The organism is Xenococcus sp. PCC 7305 (assembly GCF_000332055.1).
Taxonomy (GTDB): Bacteria; Cyanobacteriota; Cyanobacteriia; order Cyanobacteriales; family Xenococcaceae; genus Xenococcus.
In genome coordinates, this window is the sequence record NZ_ALVZ01000231.1 from 59,487 (window position 1) to 74,871 (window position 15,385).

Sequence of the window (15,385 nt, forward strand, 5' to 3'; positions counted from 1 at the left end):
TCCACAAGTTGTTTACAAGTTGCAAAACTATAATTTTCAACTAAATAATTTCAATCAAGTGGAAATCTGTAGTAAAGTTTAGGTCATGAGGATTATCAAGACCCTCAATCAGCATCAAATCTTCCCCATCAAGGCTAATAATAGTACTGCCATTGCTAACTGTAAAAGTTAGGTCATGTTGATCTATATCTAATAGTCCAATCGCATCATTTTTGGCAAAGCTTTTGACTGTATCCAAACCAGCATTTTCTTCTAGCACATAGATATCGCCACCTTTTTCATGGATATAACGATCCTTAGGATCATAATTTCCCCCAATCAGAGTATCCCGACCAAAACTACCTCGCAGCACATCCTGACCTGCACCGCCAATCAGAATATCATTGCCTCCATCCCCTCGGATCAGATCTTTTCCTCGACCGCCAAATAACAAATCATCACCTAGTCCGCCTGCTATTTCATCTTTCCCATTGCCACCATAAATAGTTTCTGCTAGGTTACTACCGATAAAACTATCCTTGGCATTGCCGCCTGTTAAAGCAAGGGAATTAGAAGTTGCTTCAGTTACTTCAATTAAAGACAAATCGATATTGGCTGGATGATTGAAGGAGTTGAAGTTTACTGATTCACTCTGAATGTCTAATTCCTGAACAAAATAGCCCTTGTCTGCCAAAGAATTGAAACTCAGAGTTTGTAATCCAGTTTGTGCTACCGAATCATCAATGACGATATTTAATATTGTCCCTGGATTAGCAGCAGGAGCTAGATTATCCAACCCTTCCTGTAAACTATCACCCAACGATTCACTCTCAGGCAAAAGATTACCATCAGTATCAGTTTCAAAGACACCATTAGACGTCACTACAATATTGACAATATCTGATTGACTTAAATCCCCTGTATATTGACCTTGGGCAAACTCAGTTTCTTGAAATTCTTCAGTTGTCGTATTTAGCAATTGTAAGTTGCCATCAGTGAATTTATCCGAACTAGCATCTCCCGCGAAAATTCTGGTTTCCAGAAAATCAAGAACTGCTTGCTCATCGGATGAATCCGTCAGATCACCATCAGCTTCTAACGCCAAGAATTGATCCAATATCCCCCCAGGAATACCTTTTTCAATTTCTGCTGCATTATCCCAATTCAAGAAAAGCGTTGATATAGCTTGCTCTCCAGCATCAGAGTCAAGAAATCTTGAACTATTTGTACTCCTACCTCCTCCTCCTTTTCCCCAGTCCACATCGACAAAGGGACGCAAATCACTGGGATTATCAGCATCAATGGGATCGAGTTGAGTTTGGACAATAGCATCTGGTTCGAGCTCGACCACAAATAGTTGGAATTCGTCACCATTAGCTAATGTGCCAGTATATTCAGCTTGAGCTATTTCAGCTATATCAGTACTTCTGTTGTTACTAAGATTAGGGTCAAAAATATTCGCCGCATCAATATCTGCGGTGTTAGTAATAGTATTGAAATTGAATCTAACAATTGGTGAGCCGACTTCTTTCGTCAAATTTAAATCGAAATATTCAGTTCCCTGAATAACAGCAGAAGCATATTCTTGCAATTCCGGATTATCATTGGCGAGCTGACCAAAGAAATTGAAGACAACTAATTCTTCCGGGACAATGACATCACCGCTAACAGTGAATGTTGCTTGCTCCCCACCCTCAAGTTCAGGAATTGAAATTTTGAGGATATTTGTGAGCGGATCTATGGTGTAACTGCCACCTAAAGGTAAGTCCGAAACCGTAATATTTTCTAACTGAGAGATTTCATCTGTAATGACAACATCCTTTGCCGTTCCATCACTGTTGTTAGATGCTGTCAGGGTGAAAGAGAGATTCTCTCCATAGGTGGCGATTTTAAATTCATCTTGAAATGTGGGGATAAATTCTTTTGCGATCGCCAAGTCGATTTCGGGAGCTTTTACTATAACTTTGACCGTCGCCGTATCCATACTTCCATTGCTATCTTTAATGGCATAGTGGAAACTATCCTCCCCAACAAACCCAGCCGCTGGTCGGTAGACTAATTTATCATCGGAAAAGTCATGGGGAGTCCCATTATTATTTAGGTTGATCGTCCCGCCATTAGCACTAATTTTATCGGTAGCAGCAAATTTGATTCGGATATCGTCGCCATCGGGGTCAAAGTCATTATCCAGGACGCGGATACCAACTTTGCCTCCTGCTTCGACCATGGCATGATCATCTACTGCGACAGGAGCTTGATTCGCTGCCTTAACATTGACCTTGACAGTCGCTGTATCCATACCTCCATTGCCATCTTTAATGGCATAGTGGAAGGTATCAACGCCAGTGAAACCAGCCGCTGGTCGGTAGACTAATTTGTCATCGGAAAAGTCATGGGGAGTCCCGTTATTATTGAGGTTAATAGTCCCGCCATTAGCACTAATTTTATCGGTAGCAGCAAATTTGATTCGGATATCGTCGCCATCGGGGTCAAAGTCATTATCCAGGACGTGGATACCAACTTTGCCTCCTGCTTCGACCATGGCATGATCATCCACTGCAACAGGAGCTTGGTTCGCCGCCTCAACATTGACCCTGACAGTCGCTGTATCCATGTCCCCATTGCCATCTTTAATGACATAGTGGAAAATATCAACGCCCGTGAAACCAGCAGCTGGTCGGTAAACTAATTTGTCATCGGAAAAGTCGTGGAGAGTCCCGTTATTATTTAGTTTAATCGTCCCGCCATTGACGCTTACTCTATCGGTGGCGGCAAACTTGATTTTCAACTCGTCGCCAAGATCATTATCCAGGACACGTATCCCAATTTTTCCGCCTGCTTCGACCATGGCATGATCATCTACTGCCATAATAGGATCATAAAAATAAGACATATTCTATTAATCTCCAATATTATTAAGTACTTATAATTGCTTCTGTAGATTTTAATAGTTAAACATGATAGATATTGTCATTTCTTCAGTAATAATCAAAAAAGAAATATATTTTGCTACAAGAGTATTTGGTTCAAATATATAACATTCAGAGTAAGAAAATGAACATCAAATCTTATTAACTATATTTTTTTACAGAATAGATAAAAAATATCAGTACATTGGATATATTTGGTTTATATCTGACCCTTATTTAATTGGTAAAACACTTTACCTGTTCTCAACTTCTGTAGGAAGTCTATTGAGATGACTTGTACTTACGCTTCTTTTGTATAGTGAAATAGGTGAATGGAAATTATGCTAGTACCTTGAATATCAATTTAGATAGTCTTTTCAACGAACATATCAAAACCTTAACCTCAAAAAAAGCGATCGCGAGAGGGGACAATGCAATTCGTTTAGATAAGGGAGAATTGCCCTATCCTCCATCGCTAAAGGTGGTGCAGGCGATCGCGGAAACAGCTCATCAAATTAATCGTTACCCCAATGTCTTGGGCGGCAGTTTAAGGGCTGCTCTAGCCGAATATACAGGAGCAAAACCAGAACAGATTGTTATTGGTAATGGTTCGGATGATTTGATCGAGTTGATTCTGAAAATTTTCCTCAAACCAGGAGACGAGGTTCTACTACCGAGGCCAACATTTTTTGTTTATGGTTTTGCCACTAGAGTTGTCAATGGTATACCGATTAAAGTGGACAGAAAAAAAGATTTTAGTTTAGATCTTGACGCTATTGTTCATCGGGTCACTCCGAAAACCAAAGTTATTTTTCTGGCAAACCCTAATAATCCTACTGCCAACTTAGAACCCAGAAAAAATCTGATTGAAATTTTAGAAAAACTAGATTGTATTGTGGTAATTGATGAATGCTACTACGAATTTTGTCGGGAAACGGTAGCAGATCTAGTTGATATTTATCCCAATTTGATCGTACTGCGAAGTTTATCCAAAAGCTTTGGCCTAGCAGGAATTAGAGTTGGTTATGCCATTACCAATCCCAAGATTGCTGACTATCTTTACCGCATTGCCCAACTATTTCCTGTCAACAAAGTCGCGATCGCAGCTTCCCGTGCAGCCTTAAAAGATCGAGAATATATCCAGGATAATATTAAGCAGATTCAGCAAAGCAAACAACAATTGATTACTGCATTAGAAGAACTTGGCCTAGTGGTTTATCCCTCGGCAACCAATTTTTTCTTTATTGGCACAAAGCCGTTAGGGATTACCTCTGGTGAGCTGGTGCAATCATTACAAGAGAAAAATGTTTTGGTCGCAGATTTTGGTGGCAAACAGGGCTTAGAACCTTATTATTTTAGAACCGCGATCGGAACTCCAGAAGAGAATCAGCTATTCTTAGAAGCTCTCAGCTCTAAGCTATAATTTACTAGTTACTTTATTGCTAATTATTTTGGCTCCGCTATAATTAAGCAAGGGTAATCGTACCTGAAAACAACTGCCAACATTGACATTGCTCGTGACGGAGATTTTTCCTCCATGGTTTTCTGCGATCGCTTTAACAATAGAGAGTCCTAATCCTGTACCACCTTCTCTGCGAGAGCGGGCTTTGTCCGCACGCCAAAAACGATCAAAAATATAGGGCAATTGCTCGGTACTAATGCCAATACCAGTGTCTTTGATTGTAATAATTGCTGAACGATTTTGTTTCAACAACTCCAAAGTTACATTGCCTCCTTCCGGGGTATATTGCAGAGCATTTTGTAATAAATTAGAGAACAAACGAGTCAGTTGTGAGATGTCGCCCAACACAAAAAACCCCGAATCAAGTTTGGACGTTAACGTGATCTTTTTCTCCTGAGCACAAGGCTCTAGTAAGATGACGATATTTTGTAAAATAGACTCTAGAGAAACCGATTTTTTTTCTCTAGTTGGCAACACAACTTTTTTATCAGTGCGAGCCAGAAATAATAAATCTTCTATTAGTTGACCCATTTGATCCGTCGCACTAGAAATTGCCATGATTTTTTTGGCGTCTTTCGGATGAACTCTTTCTGGATGGGTTTTCATAATATCAACGGAGGCTTTAATCGCTGTCAAAGGCCCTCTTAATTCGTGGGACGCATCAGCTGTAAATTGTTTTAATTTTAAAAAACTTGTTCTAATCGGAGAAATGGCTTCATGGGTTAACCAGATACCTCCTAAGCCACTCAATATTAACGTGACTCCCGCACCCCCAATTAATACCAAAAAAAGTCTATTTTGTACGGCATCTATTTCTTCGATGGATTGACTAGCCCTGATATATCCTTCCAAAGTGGCTGGATTGTCGGGCACATTACTATCTTTGAACACAGAAATAGTATAGGCTCGAATTGAAACTTGAGTTGACTCTTCCGGGGAATCTTGGTCTGGATAAAAATTGACTACGCCATTTAATGCCCCCGGTTGGGGTGGTATTTCTAATTGAAAAAAGCCTTTGCTTCCGAGTAAATCGCCGTCTGCATTGAACCATTCTAAGCTTTGTTTGTCTCGGTTAAAAATATCCCGCCAAGGCACTTTATCGACATTAGTTAAATAGGATTCTCCTTGATTTTCTACTGAGGAGAAGGATGAGGCCGCAGATTGAGCCAAAGTCAATAATTTTTTATCTAATTGCCGATACAATGTTCTGCCGAAGAAGACATATACCCCTGCGACAAATACACTTAAGATACTTGCTATTACCGTTAAGTAATAAATCAGCAAACGCCAGCGTAGACCTTGAAACATAATCTTTATTAGTAAACCTAATCCCTAAAACCTAAAACCTAAAACCTAATTTAATTGATGTCCTGTTAATTCCACAAAAATATCTTCCAAATTAGAATCTCTCACCATAACACCCCTCTTATCAGCCAAAGAATCTAAATAAGTATTAGCCGCTGTAGAATCCGCAAAAAATTGATAATCTATGCGATCGCCTTTTTGGGAAACTGCGATCGCCTCTCCATAGCGACTGCGAAATTCCTCTAATGTTCCCAGCTCAATTAACTTCCCAGTTTCCATAATCCCAATTCTGCCAGGTTTCCCATTGCCACAGCGATCACACAAAAACTCTACTTCCTCCATATAGTGAGTCGTCAACAGGATAGTCATACCTTTTTGATTCAAATCTTGAATAATTTCCCAGAGACGACGACGAGTTTGCGGATCTAAACCCACAGTTGGTTCATCGAGAAAGAGAATTTGCGGCTCATGCAATAAAGCCCGAGCAATTTGCAGCCGGCGCTTCATGCCGCCAGAGAGAGTTTTGGCTAGAGCATTTCTTTTCTGGGTTAACTCCACATATTCCAACCAACGATTAATCCGCTCCTGCCGAACGGGATTGGGAATATGATGCATTCTGCCGTGAAATTCGAGGTTTTCCCAAACAGAAAGATCGCCATCGACGCTGGTTTGCTGTAAAACCACCCCAATACTTCGCTTTACGCGATCGCTTTGTCTGAGGGTATCATAGCCCGCGACTTCGATATTTCCCTGGCTGGGTTTGGCCAAAGTAATCAGCATCCGAATTGTCGTCGATTTTCCCGCGCCATTAGGCCCGAGCAAGCCAAAAATTTCTCCTTCTTCAATCGAGAGGGAAAGATTATTAACAACAGAGATGCGATCGTAAATCTTAGAAACTCCAGAAATATTAACAGCAGTATTCATTGAATCAACATTTATCCTTTACAAATTATGGTGACAATTTTTTCAAATAATTGTTATAAAAAGAGATATGTAACAATATAGTAAACTAAATATCTACTGATCTTTCTTGGATTTCGGCAGATGTTTTCCACCCAGGATACCATGCAGAATCGTCTCTCAACCTTTCGGCATTTAACCAGAAACGGGTCTTGGGATCACATGATGCAACCATCTCGGCAAATACCCATTTACCTTGATTTTTGCGATTAATCACTTGAAAATGTCGCCAACCCCAAGTGCTTTGTCGGGCAGTCCATTTGGAACCCACCAAATGCGGGAACTTTTTCTTCTTTGCTTTCGACATGGTAATTTTAAGAGAAAATAATGACGGTGTATTTGTCTATAGATTTAACTTTTTTAACTTTCAAATCTTAATGTTTTTATGAAAATGAACCATAATTTATATCAATTACTTTTAGGGATAACTTGGAAAAAATTAGCAATTGCCACCCCCTTATTGTTAGTTGTTCCCATTGCTACTGCCACAGCAGAATTAGAAATAGCGCAAACCACCCCCAATGCTAATGTTTCTTCAGGGCAGAATGTTATAGTTGCAGGTCAAGAAACTGATTATACCTTAGGTGCTGGGGATCAAATTCGCTTAGATATTTTTCAGGTTGATGAGTATAGTGGAGAGTATCCAGTTAATGTCGATGGTACGATCAGCTTGCCTTTGGTAGGCGCCGTTAATGTAGAGGGCCTAACTCTTAAGCAAACCGAAGAGGCCGTCTCCAAACAATATTCAGTTTATTTAAAAAGACCCATAGTCAATGCGGGTTTAGTGGCGCCTCGCCCCTTAAAAATTGGGGTTTCTGGAGAAGTAGATAATCCTGGTGCCTACGAATTTCAGCTCACTCCAACTACTCCTGATTTTCCCACTGTTACCGATATGATTGAACAAGCAGGGGGAATTACAACCCTAGCTGATGTGAGAAATGTTCAAGTTAATAGAACAATTCAAGGTAGAACAACTACTTTTACCTCCGATTTATGGTCGTTGCTGAACAATGGGCAATTAAGTCAAGATATTTCCCTCAGAGATGGCGACACAATTTTCTTGCCCACTGTTGAGGAGATTAATTTAGCAGAATTAGAAAGATTATCGGAAGCCAGTTTTGGATTGCAAGTAGATGAGCCGATCAGTGTTGCTGTTGTAGGAGAGATTTATAGTCCTGGGTCTCTAGTTGTCCAACCTGATCAATTAGCAACCAATAATAATCAGAATAATAATGGGCCCAAAAGAGATTCCTTGCCTCCTAGATTAACTCAAGCAATAGAGCTGGCAGGAGGCATTAAACCCACTGCTGATGTGAGAGCGGTAGAAGTTCGCCGGGAAACTTGGGATGGCAAGAAAAAAGTTATGACAGTTAATTTGTGGGATTTATTCCAATCTGCTGATGCAGACAAGGATGTTATTCTGCAAGAAGGCGATGAAATTACTGTTTCTAAGGCCGTAGCTCTTTCTGATGCTGAATTACAACAACAAGCGGAGTTTGGTCGACTTTCCCGGGACATTACGGTTAATGTGGTTGGAGAAGTAGCTAACCCTGGAGCAATTCAAGTTAAGCCCAATACACCTCTTAATCAGGCGATTTTAGCCGCAGGCGGTTTTGATAAATCCCGGGCGAATCAGGGCGAAGTAGAGTTGGTTCGGTTAAACCTAGATGGTACTGTTGAAAAACGGGAGATTGACGTTGATTTAGCTAGTGGAGCCAATGACGAAAATAACCCAATTTTAAAAGAGAATGATGTAGTTGTGGTTGGTCGTTCTGGATTGGCAGCAACATCTGATGCCTTTAGACCTGCGGCAGCACCTTTGGGAATCTTGAGATTGATTTTTGGCTTCTAAGGTTTGATTAATTGAGAAATTATTAATTTAATTCTGGCAACTCACCTAGGGACGTAGTGATACACTGCGTCCCTAAACTTTTATGGGTCTTGTCTCAACATGATTTAGTATCAGTTACCATTGCGATAATATTGCCAACCAATTGCGGTTAACTAGTCCTGGAAAATTTGTCATCATGCCTGAAAATAGCCTAGAGCGTACCATCTCTCTCAGTCCCCAAAATGGTAACGGAACCTATCTGTACTCGATGCCGATGATCGAGCAAAATGCAGTTTTGGAGGAGGATGACGAGGGAATTGATCTCCGACAGCTAATCAGAGTAATTAAACATCGCTTGCGATTGATTACTTTAGTGACTATTGGAGTTACTAGCGCTTCGATTCTTTGGACTGTGTTTCAAGAGCCCAAATATGAAGGTAGTTTTCAACTTTTGGTGGAGCCTGTTACCCAGGGGAAAGAAGAGGATCTACTGGCTATTTTGGGGCAAAACCAAGAGGGTATGGATTACAAAACTCAAATAGAAGTTTTGCAGAGCCCGATTGTTCTCAATCCAATTCTGGAAAAATTAGCAGTGCGCTACCCAGAAATTGAATATGAAGATCTAATTAAATTTAGAAAATCTCCGCTGCAAATAATACGAGTGGATGAGACGAAGATTATTGAAGTTTCTTATCTGGATGGCGATCGCGAAAAGATTGAGTTTGTTCTCGATACTTTGGCTCAAGATTATTTACGCTACTCGTTGGAAGAAAGAAGGGCCGAAGTTAATCAAGGAATTGAGTTTGTCGAAAATTTACTGCCAGACATTAGAGCGAATGTAGATCAATTGCAGGACAAATTACAAAAGTTTCGTCAGCGTTACAACCTAATTGATATCGAGACTCAGGCTAATATCCTGTCCCAACAACAGCTTCAGATTGAAGAGCAATTTTTTGCCGCCCAACTAGAATTGAATGAAACTCGCTCTTTGTATGAAAACTTGCAGCAACAATTGGGGAAAGAGCCTGATGAGGCGATCGCCAACAGTTATTTAAGTGAATCAACTCGATATCAGGGATTATTAGATGAGCTACAAAAAATAGAAATTAGTCTTGCTCAAGAATCAGCTCGTTTTTCCCCACAAAATCCTGTGATTATTACTTTAGAAGAGAAAAAAGCTCAATTGCTACCTTTACTTGAGAAAGAAGCTTTTAGAGTACTAGGCAAAAATTATTCTGAGGATCAAGACTATATAACTTCTGCCCCTTCATTGAGTTCTCTGCGCTCCAAATTAGATCTCGAATATATTAAAGCGGCGAATCAACAAGAACTTCTCAAAATTCGGGAATCTTCTCTCGCAACAGCCCTCGCCGAACTCAAAACCTCCATTGAGCAAATGCCTGTGATTGCTCGCGAGTATAGTGATTTGGAACTCGAACTCACCGTTGCAACCGAGAGTTTAACGCGGTTTTTGCAAGCTCAACAAGAACTGCAATTAGAAGCAGGAAGACAAGCTCTCCCTTGGCAAATGATTGCTAGTCCTAAGCTCGAAGAGGATCGGGTATCTCCCAATCCCCCTCTAAACATTGCCCTCGGGATTATGGGTGGTTTGCTCTTAGGTGTTGGTGCGGCTCTATTGGCGGAAAAACTAGACCCTGTGTTTCACTCTACCGAGGAAATTAAAGAAGCAATCCCCATACCGTTATTGGGCATTATCCCCACCCAAAAAGATCTCAAACCTTTAGCCGAAGTAGCAGAAAACCCTGAGACCCTGAGTTTGCCAACTTTGCAAATTGGGGGTCATGTTATTGATATCAAGAATTCTCCGATTCCCACCTCGATAGTAGATCAGAAAAACCATCAGCATCAACGCTACAATGCTTCTCCTTTTTTGGAAGCTTTTCGCTCCCTCAATACTAATATTAAATTATTGGGTTCGGATGCGAATATTAATTCGATTGTCGTTAGTTCTTCAATTCCTTCTGAGGGTAAATCGACAGTTTCTTCCCATCTGGCTCAGGCAGCTAGTGCCATGGGACAGAAGGTCTTGTTAATCGATGCCGATTTACGTCGTCCCCAAGTTCATCTTTGGACAGGATTGGAAAATAAATCGGGTTTAAGTAATATTTTAGCCACAGGTTTGCCTGTCGAAGCGGCCATCAAACAGGTACCGCACTGGGAAAATCTTTCGGTGATCACCGCAGGCGATATTCCTCCCGATCCGACTCGCTTGCTTTCCTCGGTCAAAATGCAAAAACTCATGGAACGACTCAAATGCGATCGCAATTACGATTTGATTATCTATGATACGCCGCCAATTTTAGGTTTTGCTGATGGTCGTATTTTAGCTTCTAGCACCAATGGCGTGGTCTTGGTCGTCAGAATGGGCAAAACAGACCGTTCCCTTTTAAAACAAAATCTTGATAACCTAAAAGTATCAAATGTTCCTGTTTTAGGTTTAGTCGCTAACCGCGCTAATCATAACTCAAACGGTTCTTCCTACTACTCTCGTTATTATTCCGAAAGAAAATAATGAGGTGTTAAATATTTCCTCATCCTTCATCCCTCATCCCTCATCCTTTCCTTTATGACTTTGCCTGTTAGTAATTCAACCCTATTCCTCACTATTCTGACGATGGTGGGTTTACCTTTTTTCATTCGTGGTTCGGTGAAAGACCGCACGGAAGAATTAGAAATTGCGACTTCTGAATCGGAAGATATTTTGCTCCCCAAGTTACAAACCTATTTTGAGAATCGAGCTTATAAGGCGATCGCCGTAGACAAAGATAACAATCAGGTGACCTTCCAAGGTTTTGTCCAACCTAGTTGGTTCATGGCAATTTTTCTGACCTTTTTGACGCTTTTGGGTTTATTTTCTTTGGCCTTAGTTTTGGTGCAATTGTATCCCGCGATCGCTAATGTCTTTTGGTTGTTATTACTGCTGTCTCCAGTTTCTGGGGTTTTCTACTGGAAAAATGCCGCCAGATTGGAAAAAGTCCTACTCAGAATCGAAACTGAATTTAATGGACAAGATAGCTACAAACTCATTACGCTGATTGGTCATCGGGATGAATTAACTCAATTAAGAAAAAACTTATCCTTTAAATTGATCAAACCTTAGGGACTTTGCCTCAGATATTCTTTCCCATTCCAAAAACAGAGACCTATAATAAAACCAACTTGTAAACCTCTCACCTGTTGATCAGCAGTCGCTAGCAATGAACAGTCTCTTACTCGATCGCCTCAAAAGTCCCAGCCGTCCCGTGTTAGTCTTCGATGGCGGGATGGGAACCAATCTCCAAACCCAAAATCTCACAGCCGAAGATTTTGGTGGAGCCGAATACGAAGGATGTAATGAATATCTGGTCCATACCAAACCAGAAGCCGTCGAAATAGTGCATCGAGGTTTCCTAGAAGCTGGCGCAGATGTAATTGAAACTGATACCTTTGGTGGTACGGCGATGGTGTTGGCCGAATATGACTTGGCAGATCAGGCATACTATCTCAATAAGACGGCTGCGGAATTAGCAAAAAAACTCACAGAGGAATATTCTACCCCCGACAAGCCTCGTTTCGTTGCCGGATCAATGGGCCCCGGCACCAAATTGCCCACCTTGGGACATATTGACTATGACACCCTGCGGACTAACTACGAGCTACAAGCAGAAGCCTTATATGACGGCGGCGTAGATTTATTTTTAGTCGAAACCTGTATGGATGTGTTGCAGATTAAAGCAGCACTGAATGGCATTGAAGCTGTCTTTGACAAAAAAGGCGATCGCAAACCCCTAATGGTCTCAGTCACCATGGAACAAATGGGGACAATGCTCTCAGGCTCAACAATGGAAGCAGCCTTAGCAATTTTAGAACCATTTCCCATTGATATTCTTGGGCTCAACTGCGCCACAGGGCCCGACTTGATGAAGGAACATGTTAAGCATTTGTCGGAACATTCACCCTTTATAGTTTCCTGTGTGCCTAATGCCGGCTTACCCGAAAATATTGGCGGACAAGCTCATTACAAATTGACGCCCATGGAACTTCGGATGTCATTAATGCATTTTGTCGAGGATTTGGGAGTGCAAATAATCGGCGGTTGTTGCGGTACTCGTTACGAACATATTGAACAACTAGCAGACATGGCTCAGGATTTGACCCCCAAAGAACGCCATCCTGAATTTGAGCCTTCTGCCGCCTCAATTTACAATACCCAACCTTATATTCAAGATAATTCTTTCCTGATTGTCGGCGAAAGACTCAACGCTAGTGGTTCCAAAAAATGTCGAACTCTGCTCAATGAAGAAAACTGGGATAGCCTGGTGGCAATGGGGAAAGCCCAGGTCAAAGAAGGTGCCCATATTCTTGATGTTAACGTGGACTATGTGGGCAGAGACGGCGAGCAAGACATGCATGAATTGGCATCTCGCTTGGTCAATAATGTCACTTTACCCCTGATGCTTGACTCCACCGAATGGACAAAAATGGAAGCAGGGTTGAAAGTAGCTGGCGGAAAATGTATCCTCAATTCCACTAACTACGAAGATGGCGAAGAAAGATTTATCAAAGTATTAGAACTTGCCAAAACCTATGGCGCAGGAGTAGTCATTGGGACGATCGATGAAGATGGCATGGGTAGAACCGCAGATAAGAAATTTGAGATTGCCAAGCGTTCCTATGATGCTGCGATCGCCTATGGCATTCCCGCCCACGAAATATTCTTCGATCCTCTAGCCTTACCTGCTTCTACAGGGATTGAAGAAGATCGCGAAAATGCTAAAGCAACCGTCGATGCCATCAGAAGAATTCGCGATGAATTACCCGGTTGTCATATTCTGCTCGGAGTTTCCAACGTTTCCTTTGGTTTAAACTTAGCTGCACGACAAGTTTTAAATTCAGTTTTCTTACATGAATGTATGCAGGTCGGATTAGACTCGGCCATTGTGAATGCCAGTAAGATTCTACCTCTTTCTAAAATAGATCCATCCCACCAAAAGATTTGTTTTGATTTAATCTATGACCGACGGGAATTTGACGGTGATATTTGCACTTATGACCCTTTAGGCGAGCTAACAACATTATTCGCAGGCAAGAAAGCCAAAAAATCTGAAGCAGTCGATAAAAATCTGCCGATTAATGAAAGACTCAAGCAACATATTATTGATGGGGAGAGAATTGGTTTAGATGAAGCTCTAGACGAAGCCATGCAAGATTATCCTCCTCTAGATATTATCAATACTTTCTTGTTAGATGGTATGAAAGTTGTTGGTGAATTATTTGGTTCTGGCCAAATGCAATTACCTTTTGTCTTGCAGTCAGCCCAAACGATGAAAGCTGCTGTGGCTCATTTAGAACCCCATATGGATAAGGCGGAAACTGATGATCGGGGCAAAGGTAAATTTGTGATTGCAACGGTTAAAGGTGATGTTCACGATATTGGTAAAAATCTCGTTGATATCATTCTGTCTAATAATGGTTATAAGGTAATTAATCTTGGCATCAAGCAACCAATTGATAATATTATTAAAGCCTACGAAGAACATCAGCCGGACTGTATTGCCATGAGTGGTTTGTTGGTAAAATCGACAGCATTCATGAAGGACAATCTAGAGGTATTTAACGAAAAAGGCATCACTGTTCCCGTTATTTTAGGGGGCGCGGCACTGACGCCTAAATTTGTTAACCAAGATTGTCAAAATACTTACAACGGTAAAGTTATCTATGGTAAAGATGCTTTTGCAGATTTGCATTTTATGGATAAATTAATGCCTGCCAAAGTAGAAAATAATTGGGATGATATCAAAGGCTTTTTAGATGAAGTTGATGACATTGCGCAAACCTATGCCAGCGACGGCTCAGAACAACCTTTTGAGGGAGAAAACCGCGATAAAATTTTTGTCGATGAAGTTAGTAAGCCAGAAGAACCTTTAGTAATCGATACTCGTCGTTCTGATGAAGTAGCTTTGGATATTGAACGACCCACACCACCATTTTGGGGCAGTAAAATATTAAAAGCCAATCAAATTGCGATTGAAGAAGTTTTTCCTTATCTAGATTTACAAGCTTTGTTTGTGGGTCAGTGGCAATTTAGAAAACCCAAGGAACAATCGAGAGAAGAATATGATGAGTTCCTCGCCAGAAAAGTGCATCCTATTTTGGAAGAGTGGAAACAAAAATCTCTGACTGAAAATTTATTAGACCCCACAGTCATTTATGGTTATTTCCCCTGTAATGCAGAAGGGAATACTGTATATATCTATGACCCTGAAGATCATAGTAAGTTGGTCACATCCTTTGAATTTCCCAGACAAAGATCTGGCAAAAGATTATGTATTGCCGATTTCTTTGCGACCAAAGAATCAGGCGTAATTGATGTTTTCCCGATGCAAGCTGTTACCGTTGGGGAAATAGCTACTGAATATGCCCAAAAGCTGTTTAGCGATGATCAATATACTGATTATCTCTACTATCATGGTCTAGCAGTGCAGATGGCGGAAGCTTTGGCCGAATGGACTCATGCGAGGATACGTAGTGAGTTGGGCTTTGAGGCAGAAGATTCAGAGAATATCAGAGATATTTTGCAACAACGCTATCGCGGTTCTCGTTATAGTTTCGGATATCCTGCTTGTCCTCATATACCGGACCAATATAAACAATTGGATTTGTTGGATACCAAACGTATCAATATGTATATGGATGAAAGTGAGCAATTGTATCCGGAACAGTCTACTACGGCGATTATCACCTATCATCCTGTAGCGAGATACTTTAGTACTTAATGATAGATTTAATCTATCTTGACTATAATTGTTTTCAAAGAGGTTTTGACGATCTTTCACAAACTAGAATGAAAATGGGGGCCCTGGCTTGTCAGGATGTTTTCACTCAAGCTGAAAAAAAGCAAGTAACTTTAATCTGGTCTTTCATGCATCAGAAACCTTG

The 15,385-nt window shown here is 40.9% G+C and carries 9 protein-coding genes; 5 read left to right on the forward strand and 4 right to left on the reverse strand.

Annotated features, from left to right (window positions below; all coding sequences use genetic code 11):
* Positions 1–40: 40 nt before the first annotated feature.
* The gene (locus XEN7305_RS24405) at positions 41–2,872 is read right to left on the reverse strand and encodes an Ig-like domain-containing protein (RefSeq protein WP_006512221.1); all 2,832 of its coding nucleotides are present in this window, start codon (positions 2,870–2,872) and stop codon (positions 41–43) included.
* Between the two features lie 344 nt (positions 2,873–3,216).
* Between XEN7305_RS24405 and hisC the strand changes: the two genes are divergently transcribed.
* Complete coding sequence (gene hisC / locus XEN7305_RS24410) at positions 3,217–4,311, forward strand: histidinol-phosphate transaminase (protein ID WP_006512222.1); 1,095 nt, start codon at positions 3,217–3,219, stop codon at positions 4,309–4,311.
* Here hisC and XEN7305_RS24415 read toward each other — a convergent pair.
* The 3 genes from XEN7305_RS24415 to XEN7305_RS24425 all read right to left on the reverse strand — a co-directional run bounded on the left by XEN7305_RS24415 (position 4,306) and on the right by XEN7305_RS24425 (position 6,922).
* Complete coding sequence (locus XEN7305_RS24415) at positions 4,306–5,658, reverse strand: cell wall metabolism sensor histidine kinase WalK (protein WP_006512223.1); 1,353 nt, start codon at positions 5,656–5,658, stop codon at positions 4,306–4,308. The two genes, hisC and XEN7305_RS24415, sit on opposite strands and share 6 nt — an antisense overlap.
* A 45-nt stretch (positions 5,659–5,703) precedes the next feature.
* On the reverse strand, positions 5,704–6,579 hold the full coding sequence (locus XEN7305_RS24420) for an ABC transporter ATP-binding protein (RefSeq protein ID WP_006512224.1): 876 nt from the start codon (positions 6,577–6,579) through the stop codon (positions 5,704–5,706).
* An 85-nt stretch (positions 6,580–6,664) separates the two neighbouring features.
* On the reverse strand, positions 6,665–6,922 hold the full coding sequence (locus XEN7305_RS24425) for a TIGR02450 family Trp-rich protein (protein ID WP_006512225.1): 258 nt from the start codon (positions 6,920–6,922) through the stop codon (positions 6,665–6,667).
* A gap of 84 nt (positions 6,923–7,006) precedes the next feature.
* Here XEN7305_RS24425 and XEN7305_RS24430 point away from each other — a divergent pair, with 84 nt between their 5' ends.
* The 4 genes from XEN7305_RS24430 (at position 7,007) to metH (ending at position 15,222) form a co-directional block, all read left to right on the forward strand.
* Entirely contained in the window at positions 7,007–8,467 is a 1,461-nt protein-coding gene (locus XEN7305_RS24430; RefSeq protein ID WP_238569040.1) for an SLBB domain-containing protein, read from the forward strand.
* A gap of 175 nt (positions 8,468–8,642) precedes the next feature.
* Positions 8,643–10,979 (forward strand): polysaccharide biosynthesis tyrosine autokinase, encoded by a 2,337-nt coding sequence (locus tag XEN7305_RS24435; protein WP_006512227.1) that lies wholly within the window; start codon positions 8,643–8,645, stop codon positions 10,977–10,979.
* Between the two features lie 54 nt (positions 10,980–11,033).
* Positions 11,034–11,567 (forward strand): cofactor assembly of complex C subunit B, encoded by a 534-nt coding sequence (locus XEN7305_RS24440; protein ID WP_006512228.1) that lies wholly within the window; start codon positions 11,034–11,036, stop codon positions 11,565–11,567.
* A 97-nt stretch (positions 11,568–11,664) separates the two neighbouring features.
* Positions 11,665–15,222 carry a methionine synthase gene (metH, locus tag XEN7305_RS24445; RefSeq protein WP_006512229.1) on the forward strand — a complete coding sequence of 1,186 codons (3,558 nt, stop codon included), beginning with the start codon at positions 11,665–11,667 and terminating at the stop codon, positions 15,220–15,222.
* Positions 15,223–15,385 lie beyond the last annotated feature (163 nt).

Bases quoted from the DNA above. Each gene is read 5' to 3' on its own strand.
- XEN7305_RS24435 (WP_006512227.1), top strand. From the start codon at position 8,643: ATGCCTGAAAATAGCCTAGAGCGTACCATCTCTCTCAGTCCCCAAAAT.
- XEN7305_RS24420 (WP_006512224.1), bottom strand. From the start codon at position 6,579: ATGAATACTGCTGTTAATATTTCTGGAGTTTCTAAGATTTACGATCGC.
- XEN7305_RS24440 (WP_006512228.1), top strand. From the start codon at position 11,034: ATGACTTTGCCTGTTAGTAATTCAACCCTATTCCTCACTATTCTGACG.
- XEN7305_RS24415 (WP_006512223.1), bottom strand. From the start codon at position 5,658: ATGTTTCAAGGTCTACGCTGGCGTTTGCTGATTTATTACTTAACGGTA.
- metH (WP_006512229.1), top strand. From the start codon at position 11,665: ATGAACAGTCTCTTACTCGATCGCCTCAAAAGTCCCAGCCGTCCCGTG.
- XEN7305_RS24405 (WP_006512221.1), bottom strand. From the start codon at position 2,872: ATGTCTTATTTTTATGATCCTATTATGGCAGTAGATGATCATGCCATG.
- XEN7305_RS24425 (WP_006512225.1), bottom strand. From the start codon at position 6,922: ATGTCGAAAGCAAAGAAGAAAAAGTTCCCGCATTTGGTGGGTTCCAAA.
- XEN7305_RS24430 (WP_238569040.1), top strand. From the start codon at position 7,007: ATGAACCATAATTTATATCAATTACTTTTAGGGATAACTTGGAAAAAA.